The 16,327-nt window shown below is 46.4% G+C and carries 14 protein-coding genes; 11 read left to right on the forward strand and 3 right to left on the reverse strand.

Translation table 11 applies throughout. The features are described from left to right. Window positions 1-18: 18 nt before the first annotated feature. Window positions 19-474, forward strand: a complete 456-nt coding sequence (locus tag NSS66_RS14820) for a DinB family protein (RefSeq protein WP_340959269.1) — start codon at window positions 19-21, stop codon at window positions 472-474. Between the two features lie 21 nt (window positions 475-495). Next, window positions 496-1,122 (forward strand): class I SAM-dependent methyltransferase, encoded by a 627-nt coding sequence (locus NSS66_RS14825; RefSeq protein ID WP_069080345.1) that lies wholly within the window; start codon window positions 496-498, stop codon window positions 1,120-1,122. Between the two features lie 153 nt (window positions 1,123-1,275). Here the strand turns inward: NSS66_RS14825 and NSS66_RS14830 are convergent, their stop codons facing one another. Both NSS66_RS14830 and NSS66_RS14835 read right to left on the reverse strand, forming a co-directional pair. Then, window positions 1,276-2,139: a sulfurtransferase gene (locus NSS66_RS14830; protein ID WP_028542546.1), complete on the reverse strand. Its 864-nt coding sequence runs from the start codon at window positions 2,137-2,139 to the stop codon at window positions 1,276-1,278. A 75-nt stretch (window positions 2,140-2,214) separates the two neighbouring features. Then, complete coding sequence (locus NSS66_RS14835; protein ID WP_340959270.1) at window positions 2,215-3,159, reverse strand: DMT family transporter; 945 nt, start codon at window positions 3,157-3,159, stop codon at window positions 2,215-2,217. A gap of 233 nt (window positions 3,160-3,392) precedes the next feature. Here NSS66_RS14835 and NSS66_RS14840 point away from each other — a divergent pair, with 233 nt between their 5' ends. The 7 genes from NSS66_RS14840 (at window position 3,393) to NSS66_RS14870 (ending at window position 10,413) form a co-directional block, all read left to right on the forward strand. Next, the gene (locus tag NSS66_RS14840; protein WP_340959271.1) at window positions 3,393-4,301 is read left to right on the forward strand and encodes a hypothetical protein; all 909 of its coding nucleotides are present in this window, start codon (window positions 3,393-3,395) and stop codon (window positions 4,299-4,301) included. Between the two features lie 212 nt (window positions 4,302-4,513). Beyond that, on the forward strand, window positions 4,514-5,227 hold the full coding sequence (gene dapD, locus NSS66_RS14845) for a 2,3,4,5-tetrahydropyridine-2,6-dicarboxylate N-acetyltransferase (RefSeq protein ID WP_013311259.1): 714 nt from the start codon (window positions 4,514-4,516) through the stop codon (window positions 5,225-5,227). Between the two features lie 181 nt (window positions 5,228-5,408). Beyond that, window positions 5,409-6,545, forward strand: coding sequence for an N-acetyldiaminopimelate deacetylase (locus tag NSS66_RS14850; RefSeq protein WP_028542543.1), 1,137 nt, complete (start codon window positions 5,409-5,411; stop codon window positions 6,543-6,545). A 75-nt stretch (window positions 6,546-6,620) separates the two neighbouring features. Further along, window positions 6,621-7,730 carry an ABC transporter ATP-binding protein gene (locus tag NSS66_RS14855; protein ID WP_028542542.1) on the forward strand — a complete coding sequence of 370 codons (1,110 nt, stop codon included), beginning with the start codon at window positions 6,621-6,623 and terminating at the stop codon, window positions 7,728-7,730. After that, a complete protein-coding gene (locus NSS66_RS14860) occupies window positions 7,720-8,532 on the forward strand; it encodes an ABC transporter permease (protein WP_023989586.1) in 813 nt (270 codons plus the stop codon). Before NSS66_RS14855 ends, NSS66_RS14860 begins: the two co-directional genes overlap by 11 nt. Continuing rightward, window positions 8,522-9,343, forward strand: a complete 822-nt coding sequence (locus NSS66_RS14865) for an ABC transporter permease (protein ID WP_023989585.1) — start codon at window positions 8,522-8,524, stop codon at window positions 9,341-9,343. Before NSS66_RS14860 ends, NSS66_RS14865 begins: the two co-directional genes overlap by 11 nt. Further along, a complete protein-coding gene (locus NSS66_RS14870) occupies window positions 9,340-10,413 on the forward strand; it encodes an ABC transporter substrate-binding protein (protein ID WP_028542540.1) in 1,074 nt (357 codons plus the stop codon). The genes NSS66_RS14865 and NSS66_RS14870 overlap by 4 nt, the downstream gene beginning before the upstream one ends. A gap of 516 nt (window positions 10,414-10,929) precedes the next feature. On the opposite strand, the gene NSS66_RS14875 is transcribed toward NSS66_RS14870, so the two are convergent. Further along, window positions 10,930-12,093: an aminotransferase A gene (locus tag NSS66_RS14875; protein ID WP_340959272.1), complete on the reverse strand. Its 1,164-nt coding sequence runs from the start codon at window positions 12,091-12,093 to the stop codon at window positions 10,930-10,932. 306 nt (window positions 12,094-12,399) lie between these two features. On the opposite strand from NSS66_RS14875, the gene NSS66_RS14880 reads away from it, so the two are divergent. Both NSS66_RS14880 and NSS66_RS14885 read left to right on the forward strand, forming a co-directional pair. After that, window positions 12,400-15,771 carry an S-layer homology domain-containing protein gene (locus NSS66_RS14880; RefSeq protein ID WP_340959356.1) on the forward strand — a complete coding sequence of 1,124 codons (3,372 nt, stop codon included), beginning with the start codon at window positions 12,400-12,402 and terminating at the stop codon, window positions 15,769-15,771. Between the two features lie 115 nt (window positions 15,772-15,886). After that, window positions 15,887-16,288 carry a VOC family protein gene (locus tag NSS66_RS14885; RefSeq protein WP_023989581.1) on the forward strand — a complete coding sequence of 134 codons (402 nt, stop codon included), beginning with the start codon at window positions 15,887-15,889 and terminating at the stop codon, window positions 16,286-16,288. Window positions 16,289-16,327: the final 39 nt, after the last annotated feature.

Consider the following 16,327-nt stretch of genomic DNA (forward strand, 5'->3'; position numbering starts at 1 on the left):
AAAAAGGAGCGTGATACCATGAATGAGAAGTCACGGTTACTAGAGGAGTTCAAAGAATGGATCCGTTTTGTTTCTGAGATTCGTGAAATGGATTGGCAAATAACGATTGCTGAAGGTAAATGGTCAGTTCAGGATGTCGTAAGTCATATACTGCTGTGGGATAAATACTTTTTTGAAGCAGCAATAAGTCCCATATTAAACAATAAACCTCTGACATTAACACGTATTGATTTTGATAAATTTAATCAGGATGCTATTGAATATGGAAAAACAAAAACGAAAGAAGAATTAATTAAATTGACTATTCAGTACCGTAACATGATATTGGAGAGTATAGAAAGTTTTGAAGACGACAAGTTTACTAAAGAATATGCTGACGGGAAGTTTACTGTAATATCATATTTAAGAGATTTTATCTGGCATGATCAACATCACATAAGACAGATTGATGAACTTAAAAGAAGAGCTATGTGAGTATATAGGCGGGGGAATCATATGGGGGATTATTGGAACAAAAGATTTACTGAAGAAGGGATGATTTGGGGATGTGAACCAAGTCAAACTGTAACCCAAGCTATAGATTTGTTCAAAAAGAATAATGTACATGATATTTTGGTTCCTGGTGCTGGATATGGAAGAAATACAAAGGCGTTCTCTTCTTATTTTCAGGTTGATGGAATTGAGATATCTAGTTCAGCTATAAATCTAGCAAAAGAATGGGACTTAAAAACGAATTTTATTCAAGAATCGGTATTAGAGTTTAGTACAAGCCAAAGGTATGATGGAATATATTGTTATGATTTATTGCATTTATTTTTGTTAGAGGACCGAAAAAAACTGATACAGAATTGCGTAAAGCATTTGAAGGAATTGGGAGTAATGTATTTCACATGTTTTTCTGATTGTGATTTTAATAATGGTGTGGGTAGGGAAATTGAGGAAGGAACATATGAATACAAGAAAGGTAAATATGCTCACTTCTTTACTGAAGAAGATTTAATAGAACATTTTAATGATTTGATTATACTAGAAACGGGTTCCATAAGAGAAACTCTGATATATGCAGAAAAAAAACAGAAAAAATATGAATTAAGATATATATTTGTTCAAAAGATTGGATAGCTATTCAAAAAAGCAAGTAGCTTCAAGTATATCGTTTTATTGCTTCACTCAGCTCAAGTTGTTTTTTTAAACAAAGACAAATACACTGCCGTAAGCCTAATCGCTTAGGACAGTGTATTTGTCTTTAGAACCTGTATATCCGTTGAAAACTTTTTATTCCTCTCCGGTCGCCACCGGATTCTCCTCATAACTGATCCAGTCGCTCCAGCTTCCCGGATATAAACGGACCTTACTAAATCCAGCTTCATTCAAGGCGAGTACATTGGGACAGGCGGATACGCCGGAACCGCAATACACGATAATTTCTGCGTTTGGATCAAGGTCGGCAAAGTGCTGCTGCAATTGTTCCGCATTTTTAAAGCTGCCTTTTTCGTCCAATACTTCTTTCCAAAAGTAATTCACCGCACCGGGGATATGCCCCGCAGCTTGATCTATGGGCTCTTCCAGTCCCAGGTAGCGCGGCCGCTCTCTGGAGTCGATCAGTATAGGTGAAAAACCGATATAGGAGCCAACAGGAGCAGAATCTTCGGATATATGTTGTACTTCTTTCATACTTGTGAGCATTTGCGGCTGTACATTCGGTGTGAATGTACTTGGAATGCGAATTGGCTGGTCTGACGTAACGGGGAACTTCGCTTCTTTCCAAGCGCTGTAGCCCTCTTCCAGCACATATACCTGCTCATGCCCGAGATAGCGCAGAAGCCACCAGAAGCGGGAGGCCATCATACCCCCTTGGTCATCATAAGCGACGATGCGTGAAGATGCGTTGATTCCGGCACGACTCAGACGTGCGGCAAGTGTATCCGCATCAGGTAATGGATGGCGACCACCATGCTCACCAAGAGGAGCAGTAAGGTCTTCTTCCAAATCGAAGTGAACCGCCCCTGGAATATGGTCTTCATTAAATTGAGTCCGTCCAGCCCCAGCTTGTCCGAGCAGGGAACGGCAGTCAGCAATGATCATGTCCGGCTCATACAATCGGGCCAGCAGCCAGCGTTTGGATACGATGGATTTCATAGAGGATTCCGCCTTCCTTTATTTAACAGTAAATTTAATCCATTGAGTATAGCTTATAAAAATGGGGTAAATAAGTTATGAGCTGACCTTCAGGGGATGCTCAGTGTCGGGCAACTCACTTTGGTGGATGACTTTCTTTTTAAAATCCGCTCCGTATCGGATAAAAATCCATACCCCGAACAGGATGAAAAAGCCTGCACCAAATTGTAAAGTAGACAGCCTTTCCCCGAGCAGCACCCAAGCTAGCAAGGAAGAAATAACGGGCTCGCCGAGTACCGCCATCGACACCGCAGTGGCATTAATGTATTTGAGCAGCCAGTTAAACAGGTAATGTCCGAACAGCGTAGGCACAATGGCAAGCAGCAGGAACAGTCCCCATTCCCGTGGAGCGTATCCGGTAAAAGGAATGGCATTGACCACATTATACAGCGCAAGTGAGGTGGCTGCGATGGCGAAAACCCAAAAATTATACACAAACGCGCTCAAATGCTCGCGCAGATGCTTGCCCATCAGCATATGGATGGACACGGCTACCATACCCAAGAAGGACAGTGCGTCCCCGAGCAGGGCTTGTCCCGAGACATGGAAGTCTCCAGCTCCGATGGCCAGTGAGCCGATAAAAGCCATACCCATTCCGATGAGCATAGCACGATTCGTGCCCGTCCGGAAAAACAAAAAAGAACCGAGCATGACAAGGATCGGCTCCAATGTCATAATAACGGTAGAGCTTGCAACGGTGGTTAGTCGCAGTGAGCCCATCCAGAGCAAGAAATGCAGCCCTAGCGCAATGCCGGACCAGAGGATCAGCATCCACTGCTTGCGGGTCAGGCTAAACACCTCAGTGCGGTATTTCCAGACCAAAGGCAGCATGATCAGATTGGTTAGGTACAAACGGTACATAGCGATGACGGACACCTCGGCTTCAGACCATCTTACGAAGATCGAGGAGAACGAAATAGCGATAATACCTACGATGTACAATAATTCAAAGGAAAACGACGGTTTGTGTGCTTGATTCATGTGGCAGCTCCATCCGTATGGAAGAAAGTAAATACGTCTATGTTCCTTCCAAGCGGTATCTCGAAAAATAGGTTTAATACAGCCCATTATACCGTACCTGACATTCCCGTGGTATTAGGATTTTGCAAAATCCTGAGAATATTATAAACGGGAGCAGGAGGTAGGATTTTAAGTGAGATGCTGCGTAGAACTTTTGCTGCACAAGCTCGTCTATCATAGTGGAGGTGGATTTTATGAAAAAACAAAACACATTTTCAATCATACTACTGACTGTAGTGGCAGTGCTGGCTCTGTCAGCCTGTGGAACGAAACCGCAAACCAATAACACCGCACCTCAAGGGTCAGACCAACCGCAAACGCAACAGCAGCCGCAAGTTAAACCGGAGCCAATCGCTGAGCCGGAGGTTAAAAAAGGCACAGGTGTATACAATGGAGCTGCTGACCCCCATACGGTTGAAATTGAAACCAATGGCGAAGCCCAATCCTTCCAATTGGGGGAGGGACTGGACACGGTAATAGCTGGACTTAAAGAAGGCGATACAGTAGCGTTTGAATACAACGAAAAAGCAGTAGAGGGCGACGCGACGGCGAAGCAACTGACTTTAACGAAAATACAAAAAACAGAGACTGCAACAGATAGCAGTCAAAACGGAAGTTCCAGTCAAGCAGTAGGCGGGGAACGCTCGAAAACTCAAGCTTTTGAGCTTACCCTTGAAGGAAAAAAGGAAAAGCAGACAGCAACATTGGCAAAAGGAGAGGGATATTCACTGTATGTGTTTGATCCGATGTCCCTGTTTCCCGATCAAAACCGTGTTGCCTTGGCTGTAGATGATAACTATTATGCTGAAATTACGAAGCTGCCTTCCGATTTTAATCTGGATGAGCTTCAAAAAGAAGGCGAAAAGGATCTAGCTTCCATCGGCAAGGTGCAAAAGCTGGACAAAGCGTCCGTCCCTCAAGAGCTGACCAGCAGCCGTCTGTTCTTGCAAGTGAGCGGTTCGAAGATCACACAACAATATATTGTTGTAGAAAATAAAACAGGCGGTTTCATCGTGAAAGTGAACATTCCACAAGGTGAACCTGCTGAAGGATTCGAATCCTTCATTTATACATCGCTGGAGAGCCTGCAAGCTAATAAATAACCCTACTTTGGTGTGGGGTGGTCGGCGGCTTACAATTATGAATTTAAGGCAGTCATGCCGCTGAAAATAGTTATTTTAAGGGCTAGGTTAGAGCTATAAGGGTCTAATCTATAATTGCGAGACCTGCACTTTTATGCTATAAAGGATGAGAGAATAAGATCATTCCGGCTTGCGAAGTCGTATGAAGCGATGAAGGAGTTGTTAGATTTACTATGTCCATCGAAATGAATACACAAGAAGTCATCAACGTGATTAAAAACAGCAAGAAAAAGACGCCTGTTAAAGTATATGTAAAAGGAGCTTTGGCTTCCGCATCTTTTGGAGAGAATGTTCAAGCTTTTATTTCTGGAGACAGTGGTGTTGTATTTGGGGATTGGGCTGATATCAAGCCTGTACTGGATAGCGCAAACGCGAAAGAAGAAGACTATGTGGTGGAAAATGACCGCCGTAACTCTGCTGTTCCTATGCTCGATCTGAAAGGCATCAATGCCCGCATTGAGCCAGGCGCATATATTCGTGATATGGTTGGCATCGGTAACAACGCAGTCATCATGATGGGTGCAGTGATTAACATCGGTGTCACCATTGGTGAAGGCACGATGATTGATATGAATGCTGTGCTGGGCGGTCGTGTTAAAGTAGGTAACATGTGTCACATCGGTGCAGGCGTTGTCCTGGCGGGTGTCATTGAACCACCATCTGCACAGCCAGTTGTAGTAGAAGACGATGTATTGATCGGTGCGAATTCGGTCGTATTGGAAGGCGTGCGAATTGGTAAAGGTGCAGTTGTTGCAGCTGGAGCTGTCGTAACTGAAGATGTGCCTGAATACTCCGTAGTGGCGGGTACACCTGCACGTGTGATCAAACAGGTCGACGATAAGACCAAATCTAAAACTGAGATTTTGAAAGAACTGCGCGTTCTGTAAGAAGGCAAAAGTTTTTTATGTACCAAAGGTGAACGATTCCTTGTCAGAAGCATGATGCACTGACAGCCTAACTTAGGGACGAAGCACAACGGACAAGGCTCGGCGGCTGCGCCGGGCTTTTGTCCTTTTGTTCTTTTGCCAGATAAGAGCTGATGAGCTATAAAGAGGAGGAGTAGCGGTAATGAGTACGGTCGACTATCGTTCTTTTGTCCAAATACGAAGAGATTTACACCAAATTCCCGAGCCGGGTTTTGAGGAGTACAAAACACAACAATATTTGCTGGATTATTTGGAAACGCTCCCTCAGGAGCGGTTGGAAATTCGTACATGGCGTACGGGCGTGTTAGTGTTCATTCATGGAACAGCTCCTGAACGCCGCTATGGATATCGTTGTGATATGGATGGTTTGCCGATTGAAGAAGAGACAGGTTACGATTTCCGTTCGACTCATCCCGGCTATATGCATGCTTGTGGACACGATTTACATATGACGATTGGATTGGGAATTGTTACTCACTTTGCAAGCCATCCGATTAAGGATGACCTGGTTGTGTTGTTTCAACCGGCTGAGGAAGGGCCGGGCGGAGCCTTGCCTATGCGGGACAGCACGGAGCTGGCAGACTGGATACCCGATGAAATTGTCGCGCTGCACGTTGCACCTGAATATCCTGTCGGTACAATTGCGACTCGCCCGGGCATCCTATTTGCCAATACGTCGGAGCTTTTCATCGACCTGAAGGGTATGGGCGGGCATGCTGCGTATCCACACAAGGCGAATGATATGGTAGTAGCTGCTTGCCAACTGGTGGGACAATTACAGACGGTTGTAGCCCGTAATGTGAATCCACTCGATGCAGCGGTCATTACCGTGGGTAAGGTTAGCGGAGGCACGAAGCAAAATATTATAGCGGAAACCGCCCGTTTGGAGGGTACGATTCGAACGTTGTCAGCCGATACAATGATGCTGGTTAAATCACGGATTGAAGCGCTGGTACGCGGTGTTGAAGCTGGATTTGAATGCCATGCAGAGATTCACTATGGCTCAAACTATTTGCAAGTGTACAATGAAGCTCAGGTGACCGAGGAATTTATGAACTGGGTCAGTAACCGGCAGGATGTGCAGCTTATTGAATGCGGAGAAGCGATGACCGGAGAAGACTTCGGGTATTTTCTGGAGCGAATTCCCGGTCTAATGTTCTGGCTTGGTGTTGATACGCCTTATGGTTTGCATCATGCGAAGCTGGAGCCTGCGGAGGAAGCGATTGGTGTAGCCATTCGTGTGCTGACAGACTATTTTACATGGAAGTCACAAGGGTAAATGATACGCCCTGAATAATTATGTTTAATGAAAAGAATGAAATGGAATGAAGTCGAATTTTTGAAGGAGGGTGTTATGGGAGAGCAAACCATCATCCGATTTGAACGGGTGACCAAGCAATATGACAACGATCCCCCAGTGCTGGCGGACGTTAGCTTTGAGATTGAGCGTGGTAAATTTTATACACTGCTGGGTCCTTCCGGCTGTGGTAAAACGACGATTCTGCGTATGATTGCAGGTTTTGCGGAGCCGACAGAAGGCTCTATTTATTTGAATGGAAAACTCATTAATCGTGTTCCAGCCAATGAGCGGCAGGTCAATACGGTTTTTCAAGATTATGCGCTATTTCCGCATCTGAATGTGTTTGAAAATGTAGCCTTTGGTCTGCGCATCAAAAAGATGAACAAAAAGGACATTCAGGAGAAGGTGACACAGGCGTTGTCCTTTGTCAATCTGGAAGGCTACGGTGAGCGAGAAATTTCTGAGATGTCTGGGGGACAGCGTCAGCGTGTAGCCATCGCACGGGCTATCGTCAATGAGCCTGATGTTCTTTTGTTGGATGAACCGTTGTCTGCACTGGATTTAAAGCTGCGTACAGAAATGCAGTACATTTTGCGCGAAATGCAGCAGCGTCTTGGAATTACCTTTATTTTCGTTACGCATGATCAGGAGGAAGCGCTGGCCATGTCGGACGAAATTTTTGTCATGAACAAAGGTAAGATTGAGCAGAGTGGTACGCCTAATGATATTTATGATGAGCCGATTAATCGGTTTGTTGCTGATTTCATCGGCGAATCCAATATTGTCCCAGGACGGATGATTGCGGATTACCAAGTGGAATTTAACGGTCGACAGTTTGAATGTGTTGACGGAGGATTACGTCCGAACGAGCCCATTGAAATTGTGATCCGGCCAGAGGACTTGGAGATTACGAGTGTGGCTGAAGGCAAGCTACGTGTAAAAGTGGATACCCAATTGTTCCGAGGTGTTCACTATGAAATAAGCTGCTATGATGATTCGGGTCAGGAGTGGCTCGTACATTCTACCAAAAAGGCGGAGCTGGGCAGTGAAATCGGTCTGCGATTTGACCCGGAAGCGATCCATGTGATGCGGTTCGGGGAAACAGAGGAAGAATTTGATCGGCGTCTGGAAGCCTATGAAGAGGTGGATCAGCATGTCCGGTAATACAAGAGCAGCGTATCTGCTGCCTTACTATTTATGGATTGTGCTGTTCGTGGCAGCTCCGGTTGTACTTGTGTTTTACTATTCATTATTTGATGTGGATGGTCATCTCACCTTCAACAACTACGCTCAGTTTCTGACACCTGTTTATTTGAGCATGACGCTTAGCTCGTTCTGGTATGCATTTCTGATCACTGTATTTTCACTGTTAGTTGCTTACCCGGCAGCATATTTGCTCACACGCACCAAGCATAAGCAACTGTGGCTGTTGCTCATTATTTTGCCGACCTGGATTAACTTGCTACTCAAAACGTATGCTTTTATCGGGATCTTTGGTACCTATGGCCCGGTGAATGCGGTGTTAGGTATGGTTGGGTTGGGTGGTCAGCAATTATTGTTTACCAGCTCCAGCTTTGTGTTTGTGTCGGTTTATATTTTTGTGCCTTTTATGATTTTGCCTATCTATAACGCGTTGGAAGGTTTAAACCCTTCATTGCTGGACGCAGCCCGTGATTTGGGAGCCTCCAAGTGGACCGCGTTTCGCAGGGTTATTTTCCCGTTAACGCTTGCGGGTGTGCGATCCGGTTGCATGGCTGTGTTTATTCCAGCGTTGTCGCTGTTTATGATTACCCGCCTGATTGCAGGTAACCGTGTGATTACACTGGGGACGGCGATAGAGCAGCATTTTCTGGTTACTCAGGATTGGGGTATGGGCTCTACGGTTGCCGTGTTCCTGATTTTGGCGATGGGGATCATTATGCTGCTCACCTCTGGAACGAAACGGAGGGTGCGGCATGGTAAATAAAAACCGATTCGGGAATATTTATTTGGTGATTGTTTTTCTCGTGTTGTACGCACCTATTTTGTATTTGATGTACTATTCCTTCAACAGTGGCGGGACGATGCATGAGTTTGAAGGTTTTACACTCCAATATTACAAAGAGGTGTTTGCAGACACCCGTTTGATCATTATTGTCATTAACACCTTGGTGATTGCTTTGCTGTCGTCTGCGTTGGCTACGATTATTGGCATTATGGGGGCACTGGCTATTCATCAGATGCAGAACCGTCGAGTCAAAAACACGATGCTGTCGCTCAATAATGTATTGATCGTGAACCCGGACGTCATTATTGGCGCTTCCTTCCTCATTTTGTTCACGATGGTCGGGATTAAGCTGGGTTTCTACTCCGTTTTATTATCCCATATTGCATTTAGTGTGCCGATTGCGGTCATTATGATTCTGCCGAGGTTGCAGGAAATGAGTCCATCTCTGGTCGATGCCGCGCGTGATTTGGGTGCCAGCCGAATGGATGTGCTGACCAAGGTGATTCTACCCTTTATCAAGCCAGGGATTTATGCGGGCTTCTTTATGGCGTTAACATACTCGCTGGATGATTTTGCGGTGACCTTTTTTGTGACAGGTAGTGGCTATTCGACCTTATCGGTGGAAATATACTCACGTGCCCGTCAAGGGGTTTCCTTGTCCATCAATGCGCTATCCACGCTCATTTTCCTGTTTACTGTGCTGCTGGTGGTGGGTTACTACTTTATTATGCGCAAGGCGAATCGTAATGGTAAAAAAGAGCCTGCGGCAGAAATGGGGGTGCCTAGATGAAGTCACTTGTGCGCGTGTTTCTGTCCATTTTCATCATCTCGTTTGGTCTGATGGGGGTGGCCGCATGGCTTAATTCCAGTCAAGGCTACTCCGGTGGCAACACACTGACGGTGTATAACTGGGGAGACTACATTGACCCCGAGCTGTTGGAACGGTTTCAGAAGGAGACGGGGATTACTGTCATTTATCAGACCTTTGACTCCAATGAGGCGATGCTGACGAAAATCGAGCAGGGAGGAACTTCGTTTGATGTAGCGGTTCCCTCGGAATATGCTTTGGCTAAAATGAAGCAGGAGCACTTGTTGCTCCCGTTGGACCACAGCAAGCTGCCGAATTTGAAGCATGTGGATTCTCATTTTCTAAACCTTTCGTTTGACCCGAATAATGAATACTCGGTACCATATTTTTGGGGTACAGTCGGGATTGTGTTTAACCCGGAGCTGACGAAAGGCATTGATTTTCATAGCTGGAACGGTCTGTGGAATCCAAAGCTGCGTAATAACCTACTGTTGGTTGATGGTGCGAGGGAAGTCGTAGGGATGTCACTGAACAGCCTTCACTATTCCTTGAACGATACGAATGAGGCACATTTACAGCAGGCTTTGACGAAGTTGGAGAAATTAGCGCCTAATGTCAAAGCGGTTGTCGGTGACGAGATTAAAATGCTGCTGGCAAACGAGGAAGCTGCTGCCGGGGTTGTATGGTCCGGTGATGCGTCTGAAATCATGGATGAGAACGAGAAGCTCGATTACATCGTGCCAGATGAAGGCTCCAACTTGTGGTTTGATAATATGGTTATTCCAAAAACCGCTACCCATGTGGATGCGGCCCATAAGTTCATCAATTTCATGATGCAGCCCGATGTAGCCGCTCAAAATGCCGAGTTTGTAGGATACTCCACACCCAACGAGGATGGAAAGAAGTTGTTGCCTGAAGATATCTCTGGCGACGAGCGTTTTTACCCTCCGTCCGAAATTACAGATAAGCTGGAAGTATACAACAATCTAGGCAAGCGCATGCTCGCTCATTATAATGAATTGTTCCTGCAATTCAAAATGCATTTAAAGTAGGGGAGTGGCGTTGGGATTAGGGGTTGGTGCTTTAAAGGTCGCTGCGGTGGCGGATGGTGCTTACCATCGCTGTTAAATTCCGATTTTTATGATTGAATATTTAAAGGTGAAAATCGGAATTTAAAGGCGACCGCTCCGCTTGTCCAGCACCATTCCGCCCCCTCCGCTGCACCGTGCTTAAAGGTACGCACCCATTAATCCCACACCAGATGAGGGAGTAGAGGAAGAGCGAACAGGCCCTTGAACCATCCGTACAGGTGGTTCAAGGGCCTGTTTTGTTTATTCACCGCGCAAAGCGGTGAGTATTGTACTTCTGCTCCCCTTACTCTACACACATGTTAGCGTAATGAGGGACTTTAAGGTGGGCAGTGAGCGAAGCGGGCCATTTGAATCTGGAGAAGCGGTAGCGTTCGCCTTTGCTGAGGGATTCTTACCTATAAATGTTTTATCCAATCCAAGAATCCCCCAGCAACAGCGATCGGAAGATCAAATGGACTGCGTAGCGCCTCCCCCACCTTAACTCCTCACAATTCCCCTAACAAACCTCTCTATTTTATCCAACCCTTGCTCCAGCACATCCTGTCCGTAAGCATAGGACAAGCGAATGTATCCTTCGCCATAGGAAGAAAAGGCATCTCCAGGTACGACAGCCACTCCATGCTCTTCCAGCAGCTTCAGGGTAAAATCCATCGAGCTTAATCCAAAATGCGCGATGGAAGGGAAAAGGTAAAAGGCTCCCTCGGGTTTCTCCAGCGGGATACCCATGTCTGTCAGCCTTCCATGTACATAATCACGACGCTTGCGGTATTCCTCACGCATCGGAAGTGCATCATCGACACCAGTGGTCAAGGCTTCCAGGGCAGCATATTGGCTAATTGAGCTGGCACAGGTTACGTTGTACTGATGGACTTTGACCATGTGCTGTGTAATTTCAGCGGGTGCAAGTGTAAAACCAATGCGCCATCCCGTCATGGAATGTGATTTGGACAGACCGTTGATGACGATGGTACGCTCCCGCATACCTGGCAGAGTTGCAATGGACACGTGGGGGGTATCGTAAATCAGTTCACTGTATATTTCATCCGAAATGATAAACAGATCACGCTCCTTCAGTAAATCCGCGACCGCTTCCAGTTCTTCACGGCTCATCACTCGTCCGGTTGGATTCGAAGGATATCCGAGAATGACTGCTTTTGTCCGTTCGGTCAGATAAGGTTCCAGCACCTCGGCCGTAAGCTTGAAGCCGCTACTGCGGGTATCGGCAAACACAGGAATGCCGCCTGACAAACGGATTAATGGCTCGTACCCTGGGTAGATCGGCACTGGCAGAATGACTTCATCGCCGGGTGACAAAATCGTGCGTAAGGTAATATCCAGCGCTTCACTGGCTCCGTTCGTTACGATAACCTCATCCTGTCCACGGTAATTTAGGCCGTATTTACGAGCTACAAACGCCGCTGCGGCTTCTCGTAATTCCGGCAGTCCCGGATTAGGTGTATAGGAGGTGCGTCCTTCGTTAATCGCCCGATGGGCAGCTTCCATAATATGCGCAGGGGTAGGGAAGTCCGGCTGTCCGATCGTTAATGACAGGGTTCCGGGTAATGCGGCAACTTTGTTGGCGATTTTGCGGATGCCGCTGATTTGAATGTTTTTAACCTGATCGTTAAGCAAATGCTCCATAGCTTATGTGCCACCTTTTTCTGTATTAGAACAAGTTTACAATAATTTGATCTGAATATGCTACGGCAAGAAGAATTCATTTTTATATGATGGTTTTGCAAACATCCAATAAGCGACTTCCAATGAACAATATATAGACCGAAGTGGTCTAGTGCGTCTATATATTGCACTTTGGAGCGACTGGAATCGAATTTTGCAAAATCCTTACATAATTAAGGTACTAAATTGACTAATTTATGGTATCTTAAAAGAAGAATATATTTGTAAGCGTAATCATAGTGAAAATGGGGAGGGGAGTATCTTTTGATGAAACAAGAATACATAGAAAAAATATTACCCACGAAATTAAAAAGGTTCGGGATCACATGGCTCAGTGCCATACTGGTGCTTTCGGCTGGAGGGCCGGTAGGGTTGTCCAGTGGAAAAGCTTCGGCAGAGCCTGCATCTTTTGCAGGAAAAGAGGTGCAACCTTCACCCGTAACTGTAGGGGCAAGTGTATATGCAGATGTCTATTTTCCTAAAAAGCCTCGCATCCACGATATACAGGGGGGAGCACACCGTTCTCCATATGAAGGACAAAAAGTAGCGGATATTGAAGGCGTTGTCACGATGGTGAAGGGGAGCAGCTTCTATATCCAAGAGATGGATGATCAAGTGGATCAGGATGAAAAAACATCCGAGGCCATTTTAGTGTACAAGCCTAGTCACGGTGCACAGGTAGGGGATGAGGTAAGGGTTAGCGGTTCGGTGAAGGAATACACGGAAAGAACATATGCAAGTAAGCCAATCGACTTGACGACCACAGAAATTGTGGCTTCTTCGGTTAAGGTAATTGCCAATGACCGTCCATTGCCATCTCCAATTTTGCTAGGTGAACAGGGACGTGTGATGCCGACATCTGTTGTGGATAATGACGGAATGACGGTGTTTGATCCACAGGAGGATGGCTTGGACTTTTTCGAAAGCCTGGAAGGCATGCGTGTAGAGTTGAAGGATGCCACTGTGATTGGTCCTTATGGTTATGAAATTCCAGTCCGAATTGATAACGGTCCAAACACAGGTGAGGTTGTAACGGAGGCAGGCGGACTCATGCTGACAGAAAGAAGTCTGAACCCGCAACGGATTCTGATTGATGCGAAGCCTTCGGCTCCTTTGAAAACAGGCGATCGTTTTGCGGGTCCTATCACAGGTGTGGTGAGCTATAGCTTTAGCAATTATAAGCTGTTGCCAGAACGTCTGCCTGGTATTGTATCAGGTGGCCTCCAGCCAACCAACACGCGTTTGATACGCGATGATCGTAAGCTGACAGTAGCTTCTTTTAATGTGGAAAACTTTGATCCCGGTGATGGAAAACGAATAGATCAGCTGGGGCAGGCTATTGCCGTAAATTTGAATCATCCGGATATCATAGGATTGCTGGAAGTGCAGGATAATAACGGTGAGAAAGACGATGGGACCACAGACGCTTCCGAAAGCTTCCGCGTGCTCATAGAGGCGATTCGAGCTCATGGAGGCCCGGAGTACGCTTTTACAGATATTGCCCCTGAAAATAATAAGGATGGCGGTGCCCCCGGTGGCAATATCCGTGTTGGCTTCTTGTACAATCCGCAACGTGTTACGCTGACCGACAAGCCCAAGGGGGATTCAGTTACGTCTGTCACTTATGGAGTGCAGGGACTCTCTCTCAACCCGGGTCGGATTGATCCCCTGAATGCGTCATTTGAAGACTCGCGCAAGCCGTTGGCCGCTGAATTTGAGTTTGAAGGCCAGCAGGTGATTGTGGTCTCTAACCATTTTAATTCCAAAGGGGGCGATCAAGCGCCATTTGGAGGAATTCAGCCGCCTGTGCGAAGCAGCGAAATACAGCGTGCGAAGATTGCAACGATTGTGAATGGCTTTGTAAAGTCGGTACTGCAAGTAAACCCCAAGGCCAATATGGTGGTGCTCGGTGACCTGAATGATTTTCAATTTTCTGAAACGCTGGCTTTGCTACGGGGGCATGAATTGACCAATCTGATTGACAATTTGGATGAAAAGGAACGGTACTCCTATATTTATGAAGGTAATTCGCAAACATTGGATCATATGCTGGTCAGCCCGTCACTAAGCAAAACATCCGTGCTGGATATCGTTCATATGAATGCAGACTTTAGTACGGCAGACGGGCGGGTCAGCGATCATGATCCGTTGGTTGCGCAAATAGATTTGCCGCGCAAAACGGAAGAACCACCAACAGATGGTGGGAGTGGCCGAAATGACGATGAGGATCAGCAGGATAACGTTGGAAACGCCAACGCTGGGAATAGCAGTAGCAGTAACATGAATGGAACGGTAAATGGGCAGGGTCAGACTGCCAGTAGTGAACCCAATGGAAGCAGCCTGTCTGGTACAAATGTGGTGCAAGTCAAGTCTGTAATGATCGGAGTGGAGCAAAACGGACTGAAAAAGGCAGTTGCTCAAGTAACAGCTGCTGAAATACAAAAGGCCATTCAAAATGGCGCGAAGGGTACGCTTGTGATCCGTGCAGGGGAGCAAGTAGAAGCGAGGACGTATGAGGTTCATTTAAGCGGGGAAGCTTTGGGAGCCGTCTTGAACGACCGTATTCATACCCTTCGAGTGGAAACGCCACAAGGTGGATATGAAGTAGCAACAAGTCGTTTGTCTCTTCAGAAACTGGCTGATACCTGGCAGGTGCCTGTAAAACAAATTTCCTTGAGTTTTTCCATCACTTCGAACGAAGAACTGGCTAAACGCTTGGATGTTCCGACAGGGCGCAAACTGTTACAGGCTTTGGATATCGCCGCTGAGCTGAGAAACGAGGATGGACGGAAACAACTTTTGGCAGGTAATGGAGATTCTGGTAGTGGGTATGAACGTTATCTGTTACGTGTTCCTGCAACGGTCGATGCAGACCAGTTTGCTGTAGTGAAGGTATCGACCAACCAAGCCGGACAGCTGTCCTATCAGCCTGTTCCTTTTCACGCTGCGAGTGAGGAAATAACCGTGTATGGACGTTCGGGAGGGACTTACGCTGTGCTTGATGGCGGGGCTTCTGGTGAAGTCAGATCGTTCATAGATATATCCGGTCATTGGGCGCAGCAGGATATTACACGGCTGGCGACTCGCCTGCTTGTGACGGGGACCGATTCGACAGCGTCTACAGCTAGTGCGACTCGTGAAAGGGACTTAGCGAACATGCATTTTGAGCCTGAAGGCCAGGTGCGACGCTCTGAACTGGCAGCGATGCTGGTTCGTGTGCTTGGACTGGAGCGTACAGATCGCACGCTGACGAGCTTTGACGACGTTCTAACCGAATCGTGGTATACGGATTCCGTACGTACCGCAGCAGCAGCCGGGCTGATCAACGGCTATGCTGACGGAAGCTTCCGACCTGATACACCGGTATCGAGGGAGGAACTGGCTGTGATCACAGAGAGAGCCTTGCGCTTCGCTGGGAACACAGAAGAACATACAGGAGAAGTGAGTGAAAGTATATCCGTATCATTATCGGATGCGCAGGAGATCTCTACATGGGCAGCTCCGGCTGTGAAGACTTTGTCTGGACTAGGTATTATGAAGGGAGACGAGAAAGGCTGTTTTGGCCCGGATACATCTGTGACGAGGGCAGAAGCAGCGGCTGTATTATCACGCACACTGGATAAGCTACATTGGGAATAGGAGACTTCACTACACAAATGTCAGATTGATTGACTTTATACGATAGTTAAGTTATCTTTTGTGGAGAGGTAGTATGATAAAGTAGAATGAATGACGAATGAAGAGGTGAAATGTCGTGGGAGTAACAGCTAAACAAATTTTTGTGAATTTACCAGTTAAAAACCTGCAACAGTCCATTGATTTTTTCACTACCATCGGATTTGAATTCAGCGCTCAGTTCACTGATGAACATGCAACCTGTATGGTTGTTAGTGAGCATATTTTTGTCATGTTATTGGTTGAAGAACGTTTTAAAGCGTTCACGACAAAAGAAATTTCAGATGCTACAAAAAGTACAGAAGCGATTGTTGCCTTATCGGTAGAGAGCCGAGAAAAGGTGGACGAGATCGTCCACAAGGCTTTGGAAGCAGGCGGCAAGCCCTCGAACGAACCTCAAGATCATGGTTTTATGTATGGATGGAGCTTTCAGGATTTGGATGGTCATCTGTGGGAGTTCTTTTATATGGCAGAGCAGTAATGGAAATAAGAATGATGAAGTAAACGAAGTATTATGGAA

Source organism: Paenibacillus sp. FSL R10-2748, from assembly GCF_038005565.1.
Lineage (GTDB): Bacteria > Bacillota > Bacilli > Paenibacillales > Paenibacillaceae > Paenibacillus > Paenibacillus polymyxa_B.

Bases quoted from the DNA above. Each gene is read 5' to 3' on its own strand.
- NSS66_RS14880 (WP_340959356.1), top strand. From the start codon at position 12,400: ATGAAACAAGAATACATAGAAAAAATATTACCCACGAAATTAAAAAGG.
- NSS66_RS14835 (WP_340959270.1), bottom strand. From the start codon at position 3,159: ATGAATCAAGCACACAAACCGTCGTTTTCCTTTGAATTATTGTACATC.
- NSS66_RS14820 (WP_340959269.1), top strand. From the start codon at position 19: ATGAATGAGAAGTCACGGTTACTAGAGGAGTTCAAAGAATGGATCCGT.
- NSS66_RS14865 (WP_023989585.1), top strand. From the start codon at position 8,522: ATGGTAAATAAAAACCGATTCGGGAATATTTATTTGGTGATTGTTTTT.
- NSS66_RS14860 (WP_023989586.1), top strand. From the start codon at position 7,720: ATGTCCGGTAATACAAGAGCAGCGTATCTGCTGCCTTACTATTTATGG.
- NSS66_RS14830 (WP_028542546.1), bottom strand. From the start codon at position 2,139: ATGAAATCCATCGTATCCAAACGCTGGCTGCTGGCCCGATTGTATGAG.
- NSS66_RS14840 (WP_340959271.1), top strand. From the start codon at position 3,393: ATGAAAAAACAAAACACATTTTCAATCATACTACTGACTGTAGTGGCA.
- NSS66_RS14850 (WP_028542543.1), top strand. From the start codon at position 5,409: ATGAGTACGGTCGACTATCGTTCTTTTGTCCAAATACGAAGAGATTTA.
- NSS66_RS14870 (WP_028542540.1), top strand. From the start codon at position 9,340: ATGAAGTCACTTGTGCGCGTGTTTCTGTCCATTTTCATCATCTCGTTT.
- dapD (WP_013311259.1), top strand. From the start codon at position 4,514: ATGTCCATCGAAATGAATACACAAGAAGTCATCAACGTGATTAAAAAC.
- NSS66_RS14825 (WP_069080345.1), top strand. From the start codon at position 496: ATGGGGGATTATTGGAACAAAAGATTTACTGAAGAAGGGATGATTTGG.
- NSS66_RS14855 (WP_028542542.1), top strand. From the start codon at position 6,621: ATGGGAGAGCAAACCATCATCCGATTTGAACGGGTGACCAAGCAATAT.
- NSS66_RS14875 (WP_340959272.1), bottom strand. From the start codon at position 12,093: ATGGAGCATTTGCTTAACGATCAGGTTAAAAACATTCAAATCAGCGGC.